Source organism: uncultured Paraglaciecola sp., assembly GCF_913020055.1.
GTDB lineage: Bacteria > Pseudomonadota > Gammaproteobacteria > Enterobacterales > Alteromonadaceae > Paraglaciecola.
In genome coordinates, this window is the sequence record NZ_CAJWCF010000041.1 from 19,589 (window position 1) to 38,248 (window position 18,660).

General features: G+C 39.6%; 17 protein-coding genes and 1 pseudogene. 3 read left to right on the forward strand and 15 right to left on the reverse strand.

Annotated features, from left to right (window positions below; genetic code table 11):
* The first annotated feature begins 9 nt into the window (after positions 1 to 9).
* On the forward strand, positions 10 to 1,872 hold the full coding sequence (gene dxs / locus QZ488_RS10580) for a 1-deoxy-D-xylulose-5-phosphate synthase (protein WP_293748393.1): 1,863 nt from the start codon (positions 10 to 12) through the stop codon (positions 1,870 to 1,872).
* Positions 1,873 to 2,639: 767 nt separating this feature from the next.
* Here dxs and QZ488_RS10585 read toward each other — a convergent pair.
* On the reverse strand, positions 2,640 to 3,347 hold the full coding sequence (locus tag QZ488_RS10585) for a DUF1919 domain-containing protein (protein ID WP_293748395.1): 708 nt from the start codon (positions 3,345 to 3,347) through the stop codon (positions 2,640 to 2,642).
* A gap of 855 nt (positions 3,348 to 4,202) precedes the next feature.
* Between QZ488_RS10585 and QZ488_RS10590 the strand changes: the two genes are divergently transcribed.
* Positions 4,203 to 4,949, forward strand: coding sequence for a fibro-slime domain-containing protein (locus QZ488_RS10590; protein WP_293748397.1), 747 nt, complete (start codon positions 4,203 to 4,205; stop codon positions 4,947 to 4,949).
* A 373-nt stretch (positions 4,950 to 5,322) separates the two neighbouring features.
* Positions 5,323 to 5,632, forward strand: a pseudogene (locus QZ488_RS10595) (transposase zinc-binding domain-containing protein); the annotation flags it as partial.
* Between the two features lie 609 nt (positions 5,633 to 6,241).
* On the opposite strand, the gene QZ488_RS10600 reads toward QZ488_RS10595, so the two are convergent.
* From QZ488_RS10600 to QZ488_RS10665, 14 genes are all read right to left on the reverse strand, one after another.
* On the reverse strand, positions 6,242 to 7,063 hold the full coding sequence (locus QZ488_RS10600) for a glycoside hydrolase family 12 (protein WP_293748399.1): 822 nt from the start codon (positions 7,061 to 7,063) through the stop codon (positions 6,242 to 6,244).
* A 244-nt stretch (positions 7,064 to 7,307) separates the two neighbouring features.
* Positions 7,308 to 7,790 carry a phosphatidylglycerophosphatase A gene (locus tag QZ488_RS10605; RefSeq protein ID WP_293748401.1) on the reverse strand — a complete coding sequence of 161 codons (483 nt, stop codon included), beginning with the start codon at positions 7,788 to 7,790 and terminating at the stop codon, positions 7,308 to 7,310.
* A gap of 41 nt (positions 7,791 to 7,831) precedes the next feature.
* Positions 7,832 to 8,794, reverse strand: coding sequence for a thiamine-phosphate kinase (thiL, locus tag QZ488_RS10610; protein ID WP_293748403.1), 963 nt, complete (start codon positions 8,792 to 8,794; stop codon positions 7,832 to 7,834).
* 61 nt (positions 8,795 to 8,855) lie between these two features.
* Positions 8,856 to 9,278, reverse strand: a complete 423-nt coding sequence (nusB, locus tag QZ488_RS10615) for a transcription antitermination factor NusB (protein ID WP_293748405.1) — start codon at positions 9,276 to 9,278, stop codon at positions 8,856 to 8,858.
* Positions 9,279 to 9,755 carry a 6,7-dimethyl-8-ribityllumazine synthase gene (gene ribE / locus QZ488_RS10620; protein WP_293748407.1) on the reverse strand — a complete coding sequence of 159 codons (477 nt, stop codon included), beginning with the start codon at positions 9,753 to 9,755 and terminating at the stop codon, positions 9,279 to 9,281. It abuts the gene before it with no gap.
* A 73-nt stretch (positions 9,756 to 9,828) separates the two neighbouring features.
* A complete protein-coding gene (gene ribBA, locus QZ488_RS10625) occupies positions 9,829 to 10,929 on the reverse strand; it encodes a bifunctional 3,4-dihydroxy-2-butanone-4-phosphate synthase/GTP cyclohydrolase II (protein WP_293748409.1) in 1,101 nt (366 codons plus the stop codon).
* Positions 10,930 to 10,979: 50 nt separating this feature from the next.
* A complete protein-coding gene (locus QZ488_RS10630) occupies positions 10,980 to 11,651 on the reverse strand; it encodes a riboflavin synthase (RefSeq protein WP_293748411.1) in 672 nt (223 codons plus the stop codon).
* Positions 11,652 to 11,680: 29 nt separating this feature from the next.
* Positions 11,681 to 12,817, reverse strand: a complete 1,137-nt coding sequence (gene ribD / locus QZ488_RS10635) for a bifunctional diaminohydroxyphosphoribosylaminopyrimidine deaminase/5-amino-6-(5-phosphoribosylamino)uracil reductase RibD (protein ID WP_293748413.1) — start codon at positions 12,815 to 12,817, stop codon at positions 11,681 to 11,683.
* A 51-nt stretch (positions 12,818 to 12,868) separates the two neighbouring features.
* Positions 12,869 to 13,318 (reverse strand): transcriptional regulator NrdR, encoded by a 450-nt coding sequence (gene nrdR, locus QZ488_RS10640; protein WP_293748415.1) that lies wholly within the window; start codon positions 13,316 to 13,318, stop codon positions 12,869 to 12,871.
* Between the two features lie 123 nt (positions 13,319 to 13,441).
* Positions 13,442 to 14,698: a serine hydroxymethyltransferase gene (gene glyA, locus QZ488_RS10645; RefSeq protein WP_293748417.1), complete on the reverse strand. Its 1,257-nt coding sequence runs from the start codon at positions 14,696 to 14,698 to the stop codon at positions 13,442 to 13,444.
* A 157-nt stretch (positions 14,699 to 14,855) separates the two neighbouring features.
* A complete protein-coding gene (locus tag QZ488_RS10650; RefSeq protein ID WP_293748419.1) occupies positions 14,856 to 15,851 on the reverse strand; it encodes a Gfo/Idh/MocA family oxidoreductase in 996 nt (331 codons plus the stop codon).
* Positions 15,852 to 16,021: 170 nt separating this feature from the next.
* Entirely contained in the window at positions 16,022 to 17,308 is a 1,287-nt protein-coding gene (locus QZ488_RS10655; protein ID WP_293748420.1) for a TIM barrel protein, read from the reverse strand.
* A complete protein-coding gene (locus QZ488_RS10660) occupies positions 17,305 to 17,949 on the reverse strand; it encodes a NeuD/PglB/VioB family sugar acetyltransferase (RefSeq protein ID WP_293748421.1) in 645 nt (214 codons plus the stop codon). Before QZ488_RS10660 ends, QZ488_RS10655 begins: the two co-directional genes overlap by 4 nt.
* The coding region (locus tag QZ488_RS10665; RefSeq protein ID WP_293748423.1) for an N-acetylneuraminate synthase family protein at positions 17,942 to 18,660 on the reverse strand (719 nt) is incomplete at its 5' end. The genes QZ488_RS10660 and QZ488_RS10665, both read right to left, overlap by 8 nt.

The window sequence follows — 18,660 nt, forward strand, 5'->3', positions numbered from 1 at the left end:
ATACATTTAATGACCCTAGATATTACTCACTACCCAATCCTCGCTCAAGCTGATACACCAGAACAGTTAAGAGAATTATCACAAGATAAACTAAAACAACTAAGTGTTGAATTACGTCAATATTTATTGACCAGCGTGAGCCAAAGTAGTGGGCATTTTGCTTCAGGTTTAGGCACTGTCGAACTGACGGTGGCTTTGCATTATGTATACAACACACCTTTTGATCGACTGTTATGGGACGTGGGTCATCAAGCCTATCCCCACAAAATTTTGACTGGTCGCCGTGAACGTATGCCAACTATTCGCAAAAAAGGTGGCTTGCACCCTTTCCCGTGGCCGCCAGAAAGTGAATATGACACCTTTGCAGTAGGACATTCATCTACTTCAATCAGTGCCGCTCTTGGCATGGCTGTGGCTGCTGAAAAAGAAGCGTTAGGGCGCAAGGTTGTGGCTGTCATTGGAGATGGCGCTATGACCGCAGGTATGGCCTTTGAAGCATTAAACCATGGCGGAGATATCAGTAAAGATTTGTTAGTAGTGTTAAATGACAATGAAATGTCGATATCCGAAAATGTCGGCGCACTTAATAGTCATTTGGCTAGATTATTAACAGGAAACTTTTTTAACTCTATTCGTGACGGCGGTAAGAAATTACTGAGTAATGTGCCACCGATTAAAGAATTTGCCAGCCGCGCTGAAGAACATATAAAAGGTATGGTTGTTCCAGGCACTATTTTTGAAGAGCTAGGCTTTAAATATATTGGCCCGATAGACGGCCATGATGTGAATGGCGTGGTCGATACATTGCGTAATATGCGCAATATCAAAGGCCCACAAATATTACATGTGGTAACCAAAAAAGGAAAAGGGTACGAGTCAGCCGAACAAGACCCAATTAAGTTTCATGCTGTGCCTAAGTTCAACCCACTAGATCAAGCCTTACCTAAAGCCGCGCCCAGCAATCCCACTTTTTCAGCAATATTTGGTGACTGGTTATGTGACATGGCAGCACAAGATCCTAAATTGATGGCCGTCACTCCCGCTATGCGAGAAGGCTCGGGCATGGTGAAGTTTTCACAGCAGTACCCCGCACAATATTTTGATGTGGCGATTGCTGAACAACATGCGGTCACCTTTGCAGCAGGTTTAGCCAAAGAAGGACTCAATGCCGTTGTCGCAATTTATTCGACCTTTTTACAACGCGCATACGACCAACTTATTCACGATGTGGCGATACAAAACCTTCCTGTTTTATTTGCAATAGACAGAGCGGGATTAGTGGGTGCTGATGGTCCGACTCATCAAGGCGCTTTTGATATTCCATTTTTACGTTGCATACCCAATATGGTCATTATGGCTCCAGCCGATGAAAACGAATGCCGTCAAATGTTATACACAGGACATAAATTACAAAAGCCTGCTGCGCTTAGATACCCTAGAGGCTCAGCTACAGGTGTAATACCCGTAGCTGAAATGACGGACCTTGAGTTAGGCAAGGGCCGCACCATAAGAACAGGTGAAAAGGTCGCCATTCTTAATTTCGGTGTGTTATTGCCTTATGCCCAAGAAGCGGCAGAAAAAATCAATGCAACTGTTATTGACATGCGTTTTGTTAAACCCTTAGATACCGACATCATTAATCAGCTCGCGGTCTCTCATGAGTTATTCGTAAGCCTTGAAGATGGTGCGATTATGGGAGGAGCTGGCAGTGCGGTAGCTGAGTACTTAATGTCTTCTATACACACCAGTAAGTTGTTGCAGCTAGGTCTTCCGGATGAATTTATTATGCAAGGTACACAACAAGAGATGTATGTTGAGCTAGGTTTAGATGCAGCGGGGATATTGGTCAGAATCGAAGGCTTTTATAGCTAATTATTGTGTCTAGGTTTGAAGTCATTGTTTTCTAATTATTTCGCGACATAAAACATGCGCTGACGCTTACTGGCATCCCGCGCGGCGCCCGCTTGCCAGTTTTTGCTTCGAATCAGTTACTTCTTTTATAAAGTGTATCCTTTCACTTTACCTTTCAGGCCAGCTAAAGTTGTTCCATATTTATCCCATAAATATGGTCAACAGCCAAAAGAAGTAACCAAGAAAGCCCGCTCGGAGGCAATGCTCTTCATCCAACTATTACTTCAATTTAGCAGGTCGCGCTGGGCCGTTCCAGACGGCGCACCGCTCAATCGCCTGTCCATGGCGATTGCCCTAGCGAGCCTTGAGTCTAGGGTAAATCAAAAGCATCGGCTTTGCAGACTAAGAGGCCCTTACCTAAATTCTCATAGGGAGTTATGATAGGTGTCCCCGCAAACCGTTTGAAATGATGAGCAAAGTATTGTAGGAGGTTTGCAAAACCTAATATTCATAGTGAAAGTGCCATCTCGGTAATTCCCTCGAAAATAGCTAAAGACTCTAGTCTTTATTTAGCTTCGACGACTGAAATACTGATCTGGGATATATGTCTAAACTTAAAAGTGGTAAGTGTCCAAAATAGGCTCATTCACTTCACAACTCACTTGGAACTGTGACTTCGGTCAATAAAAATAGGTCAGTGAAATAACGGCGCTTCTATCTCTGATTTAAAATTGATGCAATACGCATTGATTAATTCAATACGTTTTTCTATTCGAAAGGAGGGAAATTTATTTAGAAACGTAGTATTTGGTCCTTCTAACGTTTGAAGTAGATAACCATTGAGCTAAATCAAAATATAAAAATGTAATTTTAAATAAACCTACACCATTAGGTACTTGGGTAGTGTTTGTCCGATGCCGCTCATAGACGGCAATATGCTCAGGATGATCAAAGCATTTTTTATTATCAGGTATAAAAGACACTTTATTTTTAAACGGCAATTTATGAAATTGCTCAAATTGTTTTACTTCTGCTTTCCAATCGTCACAAAATTTGAAAAAGAAACTATTTTTATCACTCACTGCCATCATACGTTTTGTTCTTTTATCCCACTTATCTTTTGCATCTTGCTCGCTGTTGTAGTGTACAAAATGTATTTCAATATCCCCAAGAAGTCCCATAGGGTAGTAGGCTTTTTTAAACATGTGTGGGTGTTTTGTTTCGTTTTGTGGTTTGAACTTTAATTCCAAGCCCATGTAATAGTCAAAAGATGATAGTAATTTTATGTAGCACTCGCCATATATTCCCAAGCCAACAAATGGTGTGTTGTAGGCCCTGTTGTACCATTTATATACTTCACCACCCCAACAATTATCAGAAATAATTACAAAATTTTTATTTTTTATTATTTCCAACTCTTTCCTGAGCGTGCCTTTTTTGCGTAAAACTCTAGTTTTGCGCAAAATGTATGTTCTGATTTCGCTAAATGAATTCATAATTAATTGTTTATTAAAAAGTTTGTAAATGAATTACCCAACACATTTCAGCTGTCAATAACTTCTATGCTAACCAAAGTGTCTAATAAATCGATTCTAGTCAATTTAAGTTACGAAATAAATGGATATATTTCAACATCCCGTCCACTCACTTCCCATATAACATTGGTAATCTAACTATGTTTTGCAGAGGAAATTTTCCAGTGCTCGACGGATAGCCATGCAGCAAGTGTTGTTAGTGACATGCAAAGCCCGCCTTCAAGGCGGACTTTTTTATTACCGTTAGTTTCACTTTTGGTAAATTATGAACGGCGGCACCGAGCAACGTAGGTTTTACTGCTGATGTCACCGATGTCTCGTTGATAGATGTCGTCCGATGATCAGATACTGGTTTCATTTTTATTCGCGTTTTGCAAATATTTCCTGAATTGGTAATTATATAGGTCACATTATTACAAGCCACTTACTCGGTAGCGTTAAACCCATAAATGGCCTGAATTGCGGTAAATATTTGTATAGGATATAAAAAGAACAGTGCAACTGAGAACTAAGCGACAACACTTCTGAAAGGCTTGTTTTAATTGATTTTAAACTCGACTGGTTGTTGTTTTTTTACCGTAATACATTCATGATAATTATCAAATACGGCTTTTAATGGTTAATCCTCTTTTACTTTAAATTTATTGTTTTTAGGTCATCAATTCAATCAAAAATCTGTTTTTGTATCGAAATATTTCACTTATCTAGACACTGCAATTTACCATAACCAATTGAAATAAATGAATATTATTTTTTGGCTTATCTTGTGCATATGCGTCTATAGGAAATTAAATTACGATATCAGGAACTTAAAATATGAAAATAAAATCAGCGCTTACCACTTTTATTACTGTTCTGTCATTTTCTGCAATAACATCAGTCAGTGCAGCAATAATAAATTTAAATACAACAATCCGCGATATGAGTGATGATCACCCAGATTTTCAATCATATTGCTGCGGATCGGTTAAGGGAATGGTTGGCCTAACCCTTGGAAATGATGGAACACCAACATTCATTGGTGGTAGGATGAATACAACCCCTGATAATTTTTCTGATTGGTATTCAATTGGTACCGACCATGTGCTTGGGGAAATGAACTATTCACTGGCTTTCGATAATACAATCACTACTGACCCAAATATCTATACCTTTACCGATTCAACCTTTTTCCCAATTGATGGTTTATTAGGTGGAAATGATGGCCGTTCTCATAATTATCACTTCACTTTACGTCTCAATACTGATTTTACCTTTAATGGAGGAGAAACCTTCACTTTCACCGGAGATGATGATGTTTGGGTGTTTATCGATGATCAACGTGTTATAGATCTGGGAGGTATTCATAGAGCAGAATCTGCTAGTGTTGATCTGGATTCATTAGGTTTAAAGAGAGGCAATGATTATAGTTTGGATCTGTTTTTTGCCGAAAGACACACCTCTCAGTCAAACTTCAGGATTGATACGACAATACAACTTAAGCCAGTTCCAGAGCCAAGTGGCATTATTCTGATGAGCGCAAGCTTATTCGGATTAAGCTTGCTTCGTAGAAGAATAAAATAATAATTTTTTTTTAACATAGCTATTAAGCCATCACATAATAGCTATGTTTTGCCTTAAAGGTGCTTTGGTACGGTACAGGAGAGTGATAAGGTTGCAGACTAGCAACGGCTGGTTTGAGCTGAATTGCCGTCATACGATTAAGTAGCGGTGACAATCGCCTAGACTGAGAAAGTTAACGTTCAGGTTTGTCTCAGAAATGCAGATTTGTGCGCATAACCACCACTTGAATACGTCTCTTCTGACTAATCGAATGCGCACTTTCGACCTGACTGATTCAACATACAGATAATTACTGGACTAATTAATTTCGTGAGCCCGGTCTAACACATAATCTTTCTCTGCCACACTGAAACAACGACTCAAGCGTTCAAGGATGAACTATTTTCTGGCATTACAGAAAGCGAGGCAATACAAACGCCACCGCCCCGAAACGACTCTGATGTATCAGCTTGTTGAGCAGTATAATCCGGCATTTAAACAAGCGCTTACCAAAGTACGTCGAACGAGAGTTTGATGATTTTTTGCGTTGTGGCCGTCTCGAACATAATTTTTTGCGGGTGGTATGCGGTGATTGCAAACACGAGAAACTGGTTGCTTTCAGCTGCAAACCTCGCGGAGTTTGTCCCAGTTGCGGGGCCAGGAGAATTGCTAAAAGTGCCGCATTATTGGTCGATGACGTCCTACACGGCTACCCTATTCACCATTGTGTTTTAAGCTTGCCTATCCCACTTCGCTTGTTACTAGGCCGATATCCTACTGAATTGATTAACCTGAATCTTGTTTAAGAAAAATAGAATTAAATGCCTGTTCTAAGCTCCGACTTTTAGACGAAAGAGATCAATCTAAAAAGGAAAAGCCATGAAGGGAATTAACAGGATATCCATGTTAATTCAGTGCAAAGCAACCTAAAACTTCCAGTCGACAACGTCGATGCATTTGACTTACTCTCGGCTCAGTGAGCTATCGAAACAGGAGCAATAATAAAGAACTATTTTCCCTGTTAATTCCAACACCCCAAGCCACCGCCACTTTTCCCGCATTTAAAGTTTCAGCACAAAAAGGCTTATTTTAGGGGCAAATGGCAAGGATGCCATTTGAGTGGAAGTTGGATGGACACATTTGGAACGACCCTAAAATAAGCCTTTTTGTGCGGTTAAAAACTTTTGTAGCGAGCGGCCTTTTTTACCTACTTTTTTTGGCTGTAGCAAAAAAGTAGGTTGGACGAAGGGATTCGTTTGAAATTACCAAGGATGGCAGTAAGCGTCAGCGCATAAAGTGGCGAAGCCATGCTCTTAGTTAGACAATACCACATCGACTTGATAATGATTCAACCAAACTTGACCCGTACCGCTCATAACCTCGGTTCCGAGCTGAATATCTGCGATGTATAGCCCAGATGGTATAAATTTTTGCTCAATGCTGTAGCGTAACAACTCTGCAGCATCAAACTTAATTTGCATCAATGGTTGGCTAGTGCGAAATGCCAAATACACCCAGTTATTGTCATTTTTACCCAATGTATCGTGCCACTTTTTATCCAGCCACACTTCCCATTCGATACCACCTATCATTACCTCAGCTACTTCTTCTCCTGCTGGATTGGCATAAAAATCATCACTGGCATAGGTCCAAATAATGACTTCGGCTGCAATAGTGGATTTATCAATCTTTGTTTGGATAATATCGGCATGCGTTAACCAAAAAGTGCTAGCAAGGTTTAATTCATCATCAGTCAAAATTTCCACACTGTAATCAATCTCTAATTTATCCAATTGATTGACAGAAATAGGGTATCCGTGCTTATTTTGGTTATGGGGTAACCATGGACTATTACCTAAAGTGATTTGTGGCTGTGCATAGACTTTGTCGCCATCTTCTGGCCATTGCCAATACCAACCATATTGGGTATTAGCGCCTATTATCCTCATGGCTAAACATTGAGTCCAATCAAAATCGTCAGCTGAATGTGCATTCCAAATATTGTTTTGTAAGTCACCGTATGGCGTGTTTCGACTTCCATAACCTTCGCAAGTAAAAGCAAGAATGGTCTTATTTTGTTCAATCGCAGCGAGTTTTTGTTTTTCACTTATGCCATCACTGCAGCCAGCAAGCAAGCATTGTAACTATGATGAAAATTTTAATTGTTTTTAGCATCGAATTCCCTGTATTAGAAAAGTTTTCTAATCGACTTAAGCATACATTATAAAAATAGGGCGGAGCATATTATTGAAAGAGTAATGAATAACTATTACTTCATTCAAACGCCTTGATTAAGCCCTTTTAAAATATCGCTAAGAGATCACTTATTGATGTGGGTTGGTATAAGACAGGATAAAAGTTAATGGCGCTATTAATAAACTAAATTAAAAACAAACCTAAATGTAAAATACCCAAAGCAAATGCCCCAGCCAATACATCATCAATCATAATGCCAAAGCCACCGTGCACATGTTTATCTAAGTAACTAATTGGCCAAGGTTTAAGGATATCAAAAAAACGAAATAATACGAAACCAGCGAGCAATGTTTGCCAGCTCAAAGGTACAGCAAGCATAGTGATCAACATGCCTGCCACTTCATCCCAAACGATTGATGAATCATCATGCACCCCCATATCTTTAGCAGTTTTTCCGCAAATCCATATTCCCACAATACTAACCAAGATGGTGACGGCTAAATATACAGAAAAACTAGCATAATGAGATAACAGCACCACTAACGGCAGAGCAGCCAAGGTACCAAATGTGCCTGGCATTTTCGCAGCTAAACCACTGCCAAATCCTAGAGCCAAAAAATGTACGGGGTTAAGTAAGCTAAGTCGGCTTCGTATTTGCTTATCCACTAGTTGCCCTTTTTGATGATGTTCATCCTCACAGAGAATGATTAGAAATGTTCGTAACCTTTGAGGTTATATTCGTAAGGTTTATCAGCTTGGCGCAACTCCAACTTACCAACACAGCCATTCAGTTGACCGATATAGGTAGCATGAACATTAGCACTAGCCAAAGTAGTTTCTAGATGGCCTTTTTGCTCTTCACTCACAGTAAATAACAACTCGTAGTCATCACCGGCGCTTAGCGCATAATCAATTGCCTGAGTACTACTGACGGATTCTTTTAAGGCTTGTGACATGGGTAATTTATCAACATGTATGGTTGCCCCACATTCAGATGCCTTAAGAATATGTTTGATATCGGATACCAGACCATCAGAGACATCAATACAGGCACTGGCAATACGCCTAATGCTAGTTCCGACTAATAACCGTGGTGTGGGGTAATTCAAACGATTAAGTAAATAATCTTTATTCAATTGGACGTCTAGTACACATTTTTTTTGTGCTATCTGTAAACCTAAGCCAGCATCTCCTAAGGTACCAGTAACATAAACTGAATCACCTGGTTTAGCTTGGCTTCTGGTTAATGCTTGCTCAAAAGGCACAAACCCTTGCGCTGTGATTGTTATCACTAATGGCCCCTGAACGGTATCACCACCAATTAACTGCACAGAATAATAGATAGCATGTTCACGTAAACCTTCAGAAAAAGACTCTAACCAGCTTTCATCAACCTCTGGCAAACTTAACGACAAACTGATCCAGGCAGGTTCTGCACCCATGGCAGCTAAATCGCTCAAATTCACTGCCATAGCTTTTTGCGCTATCGCATGGGGAGCTGTGTCTGCTAAAAAATGCACACCACTTATCAAAGTATCGGTAGTAGTGACTAAAGCTTGGCCTTGAGGGATACGCGTGACAGCGGCATCATCTCCTATGCCGATTATCACGTCTTTACGTTGAATACTTTTCGCTTTGAAAAAGTCTTCAATAATATTAAATTCTTTCACAATTACTACTTTTAGTTAAATCAGGTGAGAGAAGCGTTGACCAGAACCGATTTAAAAAAAGTTAGGACAACTCATCTTTACGCAGAGTCTTTATCGCTTTATCCAGCACGCCATTAACGAATTTATGGCTTTCTTCTGCGCCAAAAGATTTAGCCAACTCAATAGCTTCATTGATAACAACCTTATAAGGGACATCAATTCTGCCAACAAGTTCGTAGGTCGCTATTCTAAGAATGGCATTTTCAACAGGATCGAGTTCCTCAGGCAGGCGCCCAAGGTAAGGCTTGATTTTTTTATCTAAATCCGAGCAGTCTTTCACTACTGCACGCAGTAGTTCTAAAAAATACTCAGTATCGACTTTCTGCATATTGTTACTAGTAACAATACTAAGCTCAATTTGCTCAACAGAATTTTTGCTCATTTGCCATGAATAAACCGCTTGTACTGCAAGCTCTCTGGCTAGACGGCGGGCTTTAGGTTTCACCTATTTAGCCTCTTCAATATTGGCTAAAACGTTGACCATTTCTAATGCGCCGACAGCTGCTTCTGCACCTTTGTTACCGGCTTTAGTGCCAGAACGTTCAATAGCTTGTTCAATACTATCAGTCGTAATCACACCAAAAGAAACAGGAATACCATATTCTAGTGATATCTGAGCAAGGCCTTTATTACATTCACCAGCAACAAACTCGAAATGAGGTGTACCACCACGTATTACCGCCCCCAAAGCAATGATTGCATCGTATTTATTTTGTTCAGCAAGCTTTTTAGCTGCAATTGGCAATTCGTATGCACCCGGTACACGAACCAAAGTAATATCTTGAGTGTTTACTTCACCGTGTCTTTCAAGGGCATCTAAAGCACCGTCTACTAAGCTTTCAACTACAAAACTGTTGAAACGAGAAACCACAAGAGCAAACTTTTTGCCTGTTGCGCGAATGTTACCTTCAATAATATTCATGTAAAAACCTTACTGTAAAAATCGGCGCGCAGTTTAGCACATACCTAATGGGAAATATTGTGATTTTTATCCACTATATCTCGACGTACTCTACAACTTCTAATCCATAACCAGACAATGCATGATACTTTTTGGGTTTACTCAACAAACGCATTTTTCTAACACCTAAGCTGGCTAAGATTTGACTACCTACACCGACTGTTCTTGAAGAACCTGTCCATGCGGCATTAGCAGGCTTTTCGCCCTTATCTTCGGCTTCAAATTGTTTAACTTGCGTTAACAAATCTTCATCTTTACCTAGCAATACCAATACACCACCATTATCCGCAATATATTTAATCGCATCTGGTAAACCCATACTACGAGAAATGGCCCGTTGGGAACCTAATAAATCGCTAAAACTATTAAGCAGATGTACGCGAACCAAAGCCGGTACGTCGCCGTCGATTTCACCTTTGCACATAGCAAAATGTACTTGGTTATCAATCACATCTTTAAAAGTTACTAAATCAAACTCTCCGTATTCAGTAGGCAGTTTGCACTTAGCAACTTGCTGAATTGTGGTTTCGTTTAAATTTCGATATTCGATTAAATCGGCAATGGTGCCAATTTTCATATTATGTTTGGCGGCAAACACTTCCAGTTCTGGACGTCTGGCCATACTGCCGTCTTCATTGAGTATTTCAACTATGACCGATGCAGGTTCGCAACCTGCTAATCGCGCCAAATCGATACCCGCTTCAGTATGCCCTGCACGGTTTAATACACCGCCTTCTTTTCCGATTAACGGAAAAATATGCCCCGGCTGTACAATATCACTAACCTGAGCACCTTTTGAAACCGCGGCCAATACAGTTTTGGCTCTGTCACCAGCGGATATGCCAGTGGTAACACCTTCTGCAGCTTCAATCGACACAGTAAAATTAGTTGAGAATTGCGCGCTATTGTCATCCACCATCAAAGGTAAATTAAGAGATTTACAACGCTGGGCCGTCATAGGCAAACAAACTAATCCTCGAGCATGGGTCACCATAAAGTTAATGGCTTCTGGGGTAACATGTTCAGCGGCCATAATCAGATCGCCTTCATTTTCCCGGTCTTCATCGTCCATTAAGATAACCATCTTACCTTGACGGATATCTTCGATTATCTCTTCACTGCTATTTAAGGGCATAGTCTGTTGTCTTCTTTCTAGTGTGTTAAAGGCGTTGAGCGCGGTATACTTTACTTCAAATAACCGTTTTCTGCTAAAAATGCCATGCTAATATCTTTTTTATCATTGTCAGCTGAATGATACGCTGCTTTGTCACCCAACATGAGTCGTTCAAGGTAACGGGCAATCACATCCACTTCCAAATTTACTTTTGTGCCCACTTTATAGTGCCCAATGATAGTTTCCTGCAAACTATGAGGTATAAGGGTCAATAAAAATTTAGCGCCATCAACTTGGTTTACGGTAAGGCTGACGCCATCCATCGTAATCGAGCCTTTTTCAGCTAAATATTTAGCTAACTCATCAGGGGCCTTAAGCCAAATTTCCACATAACGCCCTACAGGTGTTATAGATAATACATCACCTACACCGTCAACATGACCACTGACAATATGTCCGCCTAAACGAGCATTCGCTTGTAAGGCTTTTTCAAGATTTACTTTGCTACCTGCCTGATAGTTAGCAAAACCTGTGCGTTTAATGGTCTCATGTGACACATCAGCACTGAAGCCGTTCTTAGACATAGCCACTACCGTTAAACACACACCATTATTAGCAATACTATCCCCCAAGGACACATCACTCATATCCAGTTTGTTAGTCTTGATAGATAACCTTATGTCTTCACCAGAAGGCACTAAAGCTTCAATAAGACCCACATCTTCTATAATTCCGGTAAACATAGTCTCTCGATAAAATTATTTGTACTGGGTTAATACTTAAACAGCGCAGTCATTTTTAGATCATTACCCACTTGCCTGATATCGCTCCAAGTAAGGTTAACAACCTCATCCATCACTTCAATTGGCATAGTATCAAACAGGTTTTGCCCTGCGCCCCCTATTAGTTTGGGCGCTTGATATAAAATCAATTCATCAATCAATTTATTTTGTAATAACGCTCCTGCCAATTTGGCGCCCGCCTCTACCCAAACATGATTTAACTGCAACTCACCCAACTTAATCATGACTTTTTCTAAGTCTAACTTATTGCCGTTAAATGGAGCTTGCCATTGACTTACATGACTTTCAAATTGATGCTCACTTAGCCGGCCATTAACCAGCAAAACATTGCCAGCAAGGTTATTTTCAGTAGCTTGTAAACAATTTAACGATGGCGGAAATTGATTACGCCCGTCCAACAAAACTCGCAAGGGTTGGCGTAAATCCTTTTGCGCTAACACATCATCGGCTAAGTTAAGCTCAGAATAACGTACGTTTAACATAGGGTTATCAGCTATTACAGTGCCAGAGCCGGACAAAATAGCGCAGCTTTGGGCGCGGTGCTTTTGCACATCCTGCCTTGCCAGAGGACCAGTGATCCATTGGCTTAAGCCATTTCCTAATGCAGTTTTACCATCCAAACTAGCTGCCAGTTTTACCGTAACCCAAGGTTTACCTGTACGCATACGTTTGACAAAACCACGATTAAGTTGCTCAGCGCCTGCTTGCAACAAACCATGTTCGGTTTTGATCCCGGCATCTTTTAACTTAGCCAAACCATTACCGGACACCAGTGGATTCGGATCCACCATAGCCGCCACCACTCTAGTGACACCTGCAGAAATGAGTGAATCTGCACAGGGTGGAGTTCGACCATAATGACTACATGGCTCTAGCGTGACGTAGGCAGTCGCGCCTTTAGCATGAGTACTAGCTTGTTTTAAGGCATGTACTTCTGCGTGGGGGGTGCCTGCCATTTTATGCCAGCCTTCACCCACAATGACACCTTGGTTATCACTGATAACACAACCCACATTTGGATTAGGTGAAGTGGTATATTCGCCGCGTTTAGCTAATTGAATAGCTCGGGCCATCATTTGATGATCTGTTTTAGAAAATTGAGTCACAAGTTACCAACCAATAAAGGGATCAAATAAAAACAACCAATCAGTTAGACTTTAGTCGCCAAGCCGCGCAATCTCTTCACCAAATTCACGAATATCCTCAAACGAACGATACACAGAGGCAAATCGCACATACGCTACTTTATCCAGCTCTTTCAAAGCATCCATAATCAAATTACCCAAAAATTCACTGCTGACCTCGCGCTCGCCTGTGGCACGTAAAGAAGACTTTAGACGACTGATACACTGCTCTACTTGCTCGGTACTAACAGGACGCTTTTCTAGGGCTCGCTGCAAACCGGCTCGCAACTTATCTTCGTTAAAAGGTTCCCGAGACCCATCACGTTTAACGATTCTAGGCATTACCAATTCAGCCATCTCAAAAGTGGTGAACCGTTCTTTACATACCGTGCACTCTCTTCTGCGCCTTACTTGACTACCATCAGCCACCAAACGTGAATCGATTACTTTAGTTTCTTGTACAGAACAAAACGGACAAAACATAGATGATTTCTAATTAGCGGTAATGAATAACGCTAAATTAACAAAATTCAGCTGCCAGTCATACTATTAGCAATAAAAAAGCCGACTTTCGTCGGCTTTTTTAAATCAATATATAACTATATCTTAAGCGTAAACTGGGAATTGCTTACACAATGTAACAACTTCACACTTCACACGTTCAATAACAGATTCATCATTGATATTATCTAATACATCACAAATCCAATTTGCCACTTGTTTGGCTTGTTCTTCTTTAAAACCACGACGAGTGATTGCGGGTGAGCCAAGACGTAAACCACTAGTAACAAAAGGAGAACGTGGATCGTTAGGTACTGAGTTTTTGTTTACAGTGATGTTAGCGTTACCTAACGCAGCATCTGCATCTTTACCTGTGTACTCTTTACCAATTAGGTCTAGTAGGAATAAATGGTTTTCAGTACCACCTGAAACAACTTTATGACCGCGCTCTTGTATTACAGCCACCATAGCTTTGGCATTTAGCACCACTTGTTGTTGATAAACTTTAAACTCAGGCTCTAGCGCTTCTTTGAAAGCGACAGCTTTAGCAGCAATCACATGACACAAAGGGCCACCTTGGTTGCCAGGAAATACTGAACTGTTAAGCTTTTTATAAATCGCTTCATCGCCACAAGCCGATAAAATCAAGCCGCCACGAGGCCCCGCTAAGGTTTTATGGGTAGTAGTAGTGACTACGTGAGCATGAGGAATCGGGCTAGGATAAACACCTGCCGCAATCAAACCAGCAACATGAGCCATATCGACTAATAAAAAAGCATCCACTTTGTCTGCAATCTCACGAAACTTCTGCCAATCAACAATGCCAGAATATGCTGAAAAACCAGCAATTATCATTTTAGGCTTATGTTCTAGGGCTAAAGCTTCAACTTGAGCCATATCAATCTCGCCAGTTTCAGCGTTTAAGCCGTACTGCACAGCGTTATAGGTTTTGCCGGAGAAATTAACGTGCGAACCGTGAGTCAAATGACCACCGTGAGCCAAGCTCATACCTAAAACAGTATCACCTGCATTTAACAAAGCCATAAACACGGCAGAGTTAGCTTGTGAACCGGCATGCGGCTGCACGTTGGCATAATCACAACCAAACAATTGTTTAGCACGTTCGATCGCTAAATCTTCTGCAATATCAACAAATTCACAGCCGCCATAATAACGTTTGTGTGGATAACCTTCTGCGTATTTATTAGTTAGTTGAGAGCCTTGAGCTTCTAAAACGCGCGGGCTGCAATAGTTTTCAGAAGCGATCAACTCTATATGATGCTCCTGTCGTTGGTTTTCATCTTGAATTGCTTGATACAATTCTGGGTCAAAATCAGCAATATTCATATCACGTGTTAGCATCACTTTTCCTCAACGTCGGCGGTAAATAAAATTGGGATAAACGCTCCCTAAATAAGCAGCGCATAGTTTAGTTATTTTAAACAATTTGTATAGTGGCATTGTGGTATGAGAAACAACCAAAAGTTGTAACGCTTTTTGCACACAAACATCCCATTGATTAAAGTGCTTCAATCTCCTGTGGGAACTGCACGCCAATTTTTTTGCGGATAGTATCCATCACTCTTAGTACTTCTACGCTGTCGTGATGTGACATCAAATCACTACACAATTTGTTTTGCTCGATACATAACATGCTTTGTTCAATTTGATATTCAAATCCGTTAATCGGGTGAGGGATATCAATAGTTTGAATTAATTTGTCATCGCAAAACACTTCAGCTTTATCTGTATCCCAGAAACAGGCGGGTAAATTGACATAACCTTCTGTTCCCACTATGCGCATGGTATTGCTAGTTTGCGCCAACATAGAACAAGTGAATTGGGCGAAACGTCCGGATGGATAATGCATATTTGCCAATACATGTCCATCAACCTGCTGTTCCGTTAATTGGCCCATGGCGCTAACAGTATCTGGGTGTTCTTGCAGAAAAAACTGACTGACAGTAATACTGTAAATACCTAAATCCAGAAGTGAGCCACCAGCAAGTTCAGCCTTAACCATGCGACTCTTATCTCTATTTTGAAACGCAAAACCAATTTCTGACTGGATATATTGAATGTCACCTATTATGCCTTCGTTTAACAACTGCCTAAGTTGCGACAAACTCGGCATAAAACGGCTCCACAAAGCCTCCTGCAACAGCAACTTTTTGCTTTGAGCTAATTCAACCAATGTTTGCATTTGTTCGGCATTCACTGTGCTAGGTTTTTCTACTAACACGTGTTTACCGGCTTCTAAGCACATTTTTGCTTGTTGGTAGTGAAAGTTGTGCGGGGTAGCAATATAAATGATGTCGATGTCAGGATCAGCTAACATTTGCTCGTAATCAGAATATGTTTTTTCAATGTCATACGTTTTAGCAAATTCTGCAGCTCGCTCTTTTGAGCGGCTAGCTACTGCCAAAATTTTACCCTTTGTAGACGCCGCGATTGCTTTTGCAAATGTGTTAGCAATATTGCCAGGACCAATGACACCCCAATTGAATTTCTGCATGTTTTCCCTAATTTTTATTGATTGAATACCAATACTTAGAAAAAGTGATGGTATGTTTCGAGTCGAACTTATCATCAATTTAATTGATACTTACAATTACGTTATTACATTTTTTTGCTTACGAAATATGATTTTGTGATGGGCTTTTATTTATAAATATCTTATAGAATCTATTCTTTTAACTCGATTTCAGGCTTCACTAATTGCTTAAGCTGAGCTTCTATTGTGTATCTGTGAGCAAACCATGGCGATTTTTTTGATAGCCCTAAATACAATGAGATATCTTCAATGTGTGCATATGGTTGTTGGCTTAATATTTTACCTGTATCTATTTTTTGTAAACTTTTTTCATCAAAACTAGGAGGTACAATAATCACATCAATTCGTTCTTTTAACAGCATATTTACAGCTGTATTAATATCTAGAAAATCAATCTTACTTAACTTTTGATCGTTATCAAATTTAGGAAAGTGTTTATATCCTCTCAACATTCCAATACGTAAATTAGATAAATCATCCCATTGCTTTATCACTGGAACACTTAGATTATCTGCAAAAAAACGAAATCCAGCAGTTTGGGTTGCAAAGTTAGGTTGCAAATAATAAGTGTATTTCTCCCTATCTTTTGAGTAGAACAAATCATCAATTATATCAGCCAATCCATTTTCAATAGATCTAACACAACGAGCCCATGGACAAACATATACTTTGACCTCAACATTTAAGGCCTTCGATAGTTTAATCACTATGTTGTCTTCTAAACCGTTATTGTCACTAATATGATAAGCCGCTGTAATATCACTAAATTCTTGTAAATATGCTACTGGATCAAATTCAAGTGTATTTGCTGAAACTTTAAGATGTGCAACATCAATTAACAGTTTTACATTTTCAAGGACTTGGGTAAAAATAAATTTAGTTTCATCCGATTCTGTCATTAATAATGGATTACAAGCAAACGAATCAAAGTTCTTTTTTGAAACAACATTATTTTCTATAAGAAGTGTTACGTCATAATTTTTAGCAAAGACGGCTAATTCATTTACATGTTTAATAAATTGACTCAACCCATCTGCACGCTCATTTAGTTTTTGCTTATTTATTTTTTTACCCAACTCAGAAACTTGCGGATCCAATAAGTATCCTGCATGAAAACTATAAAACTTTCCTCCGTACTTTGCGGTTAACTCTATAGCATTCTTAGCATGTTCTACACTCTTATTAATAATTTCATCATCAAAACTCGCCAAATTAAAAACAAAAGGCTCTTTAGGTACTGGAAAATAATTATGCAGGGCAATATTAAATTGCTTGGAAACAGATGATAAGTCAGCCTCTAATGTTGCTGTATATTTCCCAGCAGATAGCTCAAAGCCTTTAACTGTATCATTCGTAAAAAGTTGTGATGTTTGCAGAAAAGTATTATCTCGAAAGCCACCTGTAGATAGGTATATCATTTTTTTTTCACCTTTGCGGGTACGCCAACAAATGTTGACTGTTTTTCTGTAATATTATGAGTTAAAACAGCTCCAGCACCAACAATAGAACTCTCTTCAACATAAACGTGAGGAATAACAGTAGCCCCAGCACCAACAAAGACCATATCTGATATTGTGACCCCACCACATAACACGGCACGCGGAGCAATATGGACATGACTTTTAATATTGCAATGATGCTCAATGATAGAGCAAGTATTGATCATATTATTACAACCTAACTGCACTTGAGCATTGATTACCGAGCCATGCGCAATAATATTCCCCTCCCCCATCACTACAGTGCGATCTACAAATGCATTACTAGAAATTATATTCGGAAATTTAAACTTTTTATTTATTAACTTATCGAAAATAGTTTCTCTTTCAACATTATCACCAACAGCTAAAATACAATGCAAATGGATATATTTATCAGAGCAACTCAGCAGTTCATTTAGATTTAATATCACGCTATAACCACTTTTTTTCTCACTTAGATCATAACTTTCAGCAGTATCAACCAAACCAATAATTTCATAGCTACCTGAAGATTCTATAATAGAGATTATAGCGCTAGCATGTGAGCCACAGCCAATGATTATGCATTGTTTAAACAACCTTATAATCTCCAACTTTAAGCATTTCACCGGCGGCTAACTCTCTTGTACTTATAGCCCCAATAATAACTGGTAATTCTGCCTCATATATTCCTGTCCCTGGTCTTTTCAAGACCAGCTGAACAGCTGTAAATACCTCTCCTTGTTTTACATCCTTGGCAAGAAACAGGCTTTTTCTTGACACTTTGCGCATTTGAATTTCTTCATCTTGAATAGATTTTAACGGAGAACCTAATGCAACTTCTGTTTCCCGTATTGCACTAACAAGCTCTGTAAATTCTTTTGGGTCACTTGATGCTTTATGGTCTGGTCCAGGCATGCTCTTATCTAGTGTAAAATGTTTTTCCACGATAGTTGCACCAAGCGCTACAGCTGCAACAGCAGGAAGGGGACCTATTGCGTGATCTGAATAACCCACATCACAAAGAAAGGCACTTTTTAAAGTTTTCATCACATTTAAGTTTAAACTTTCAATCGCACAAGGGTAATTAGAAACGCAATGCAAAAGCGTTAATTTACAATTATATTTACGATAAATATCTACAACTTGTTCAATTTCCCCCAATATAGCCATGCCTGTAGAAACAATAGCAAGCTTGGCATGCTGAGCAATAAACTTATGAAGCGATAGATCTACAATATCTGCCGATGCTGTTTTAAATATTTTGACCCCAATTGAAACTAAAAACTCTGCACTTTCTACATCATAAG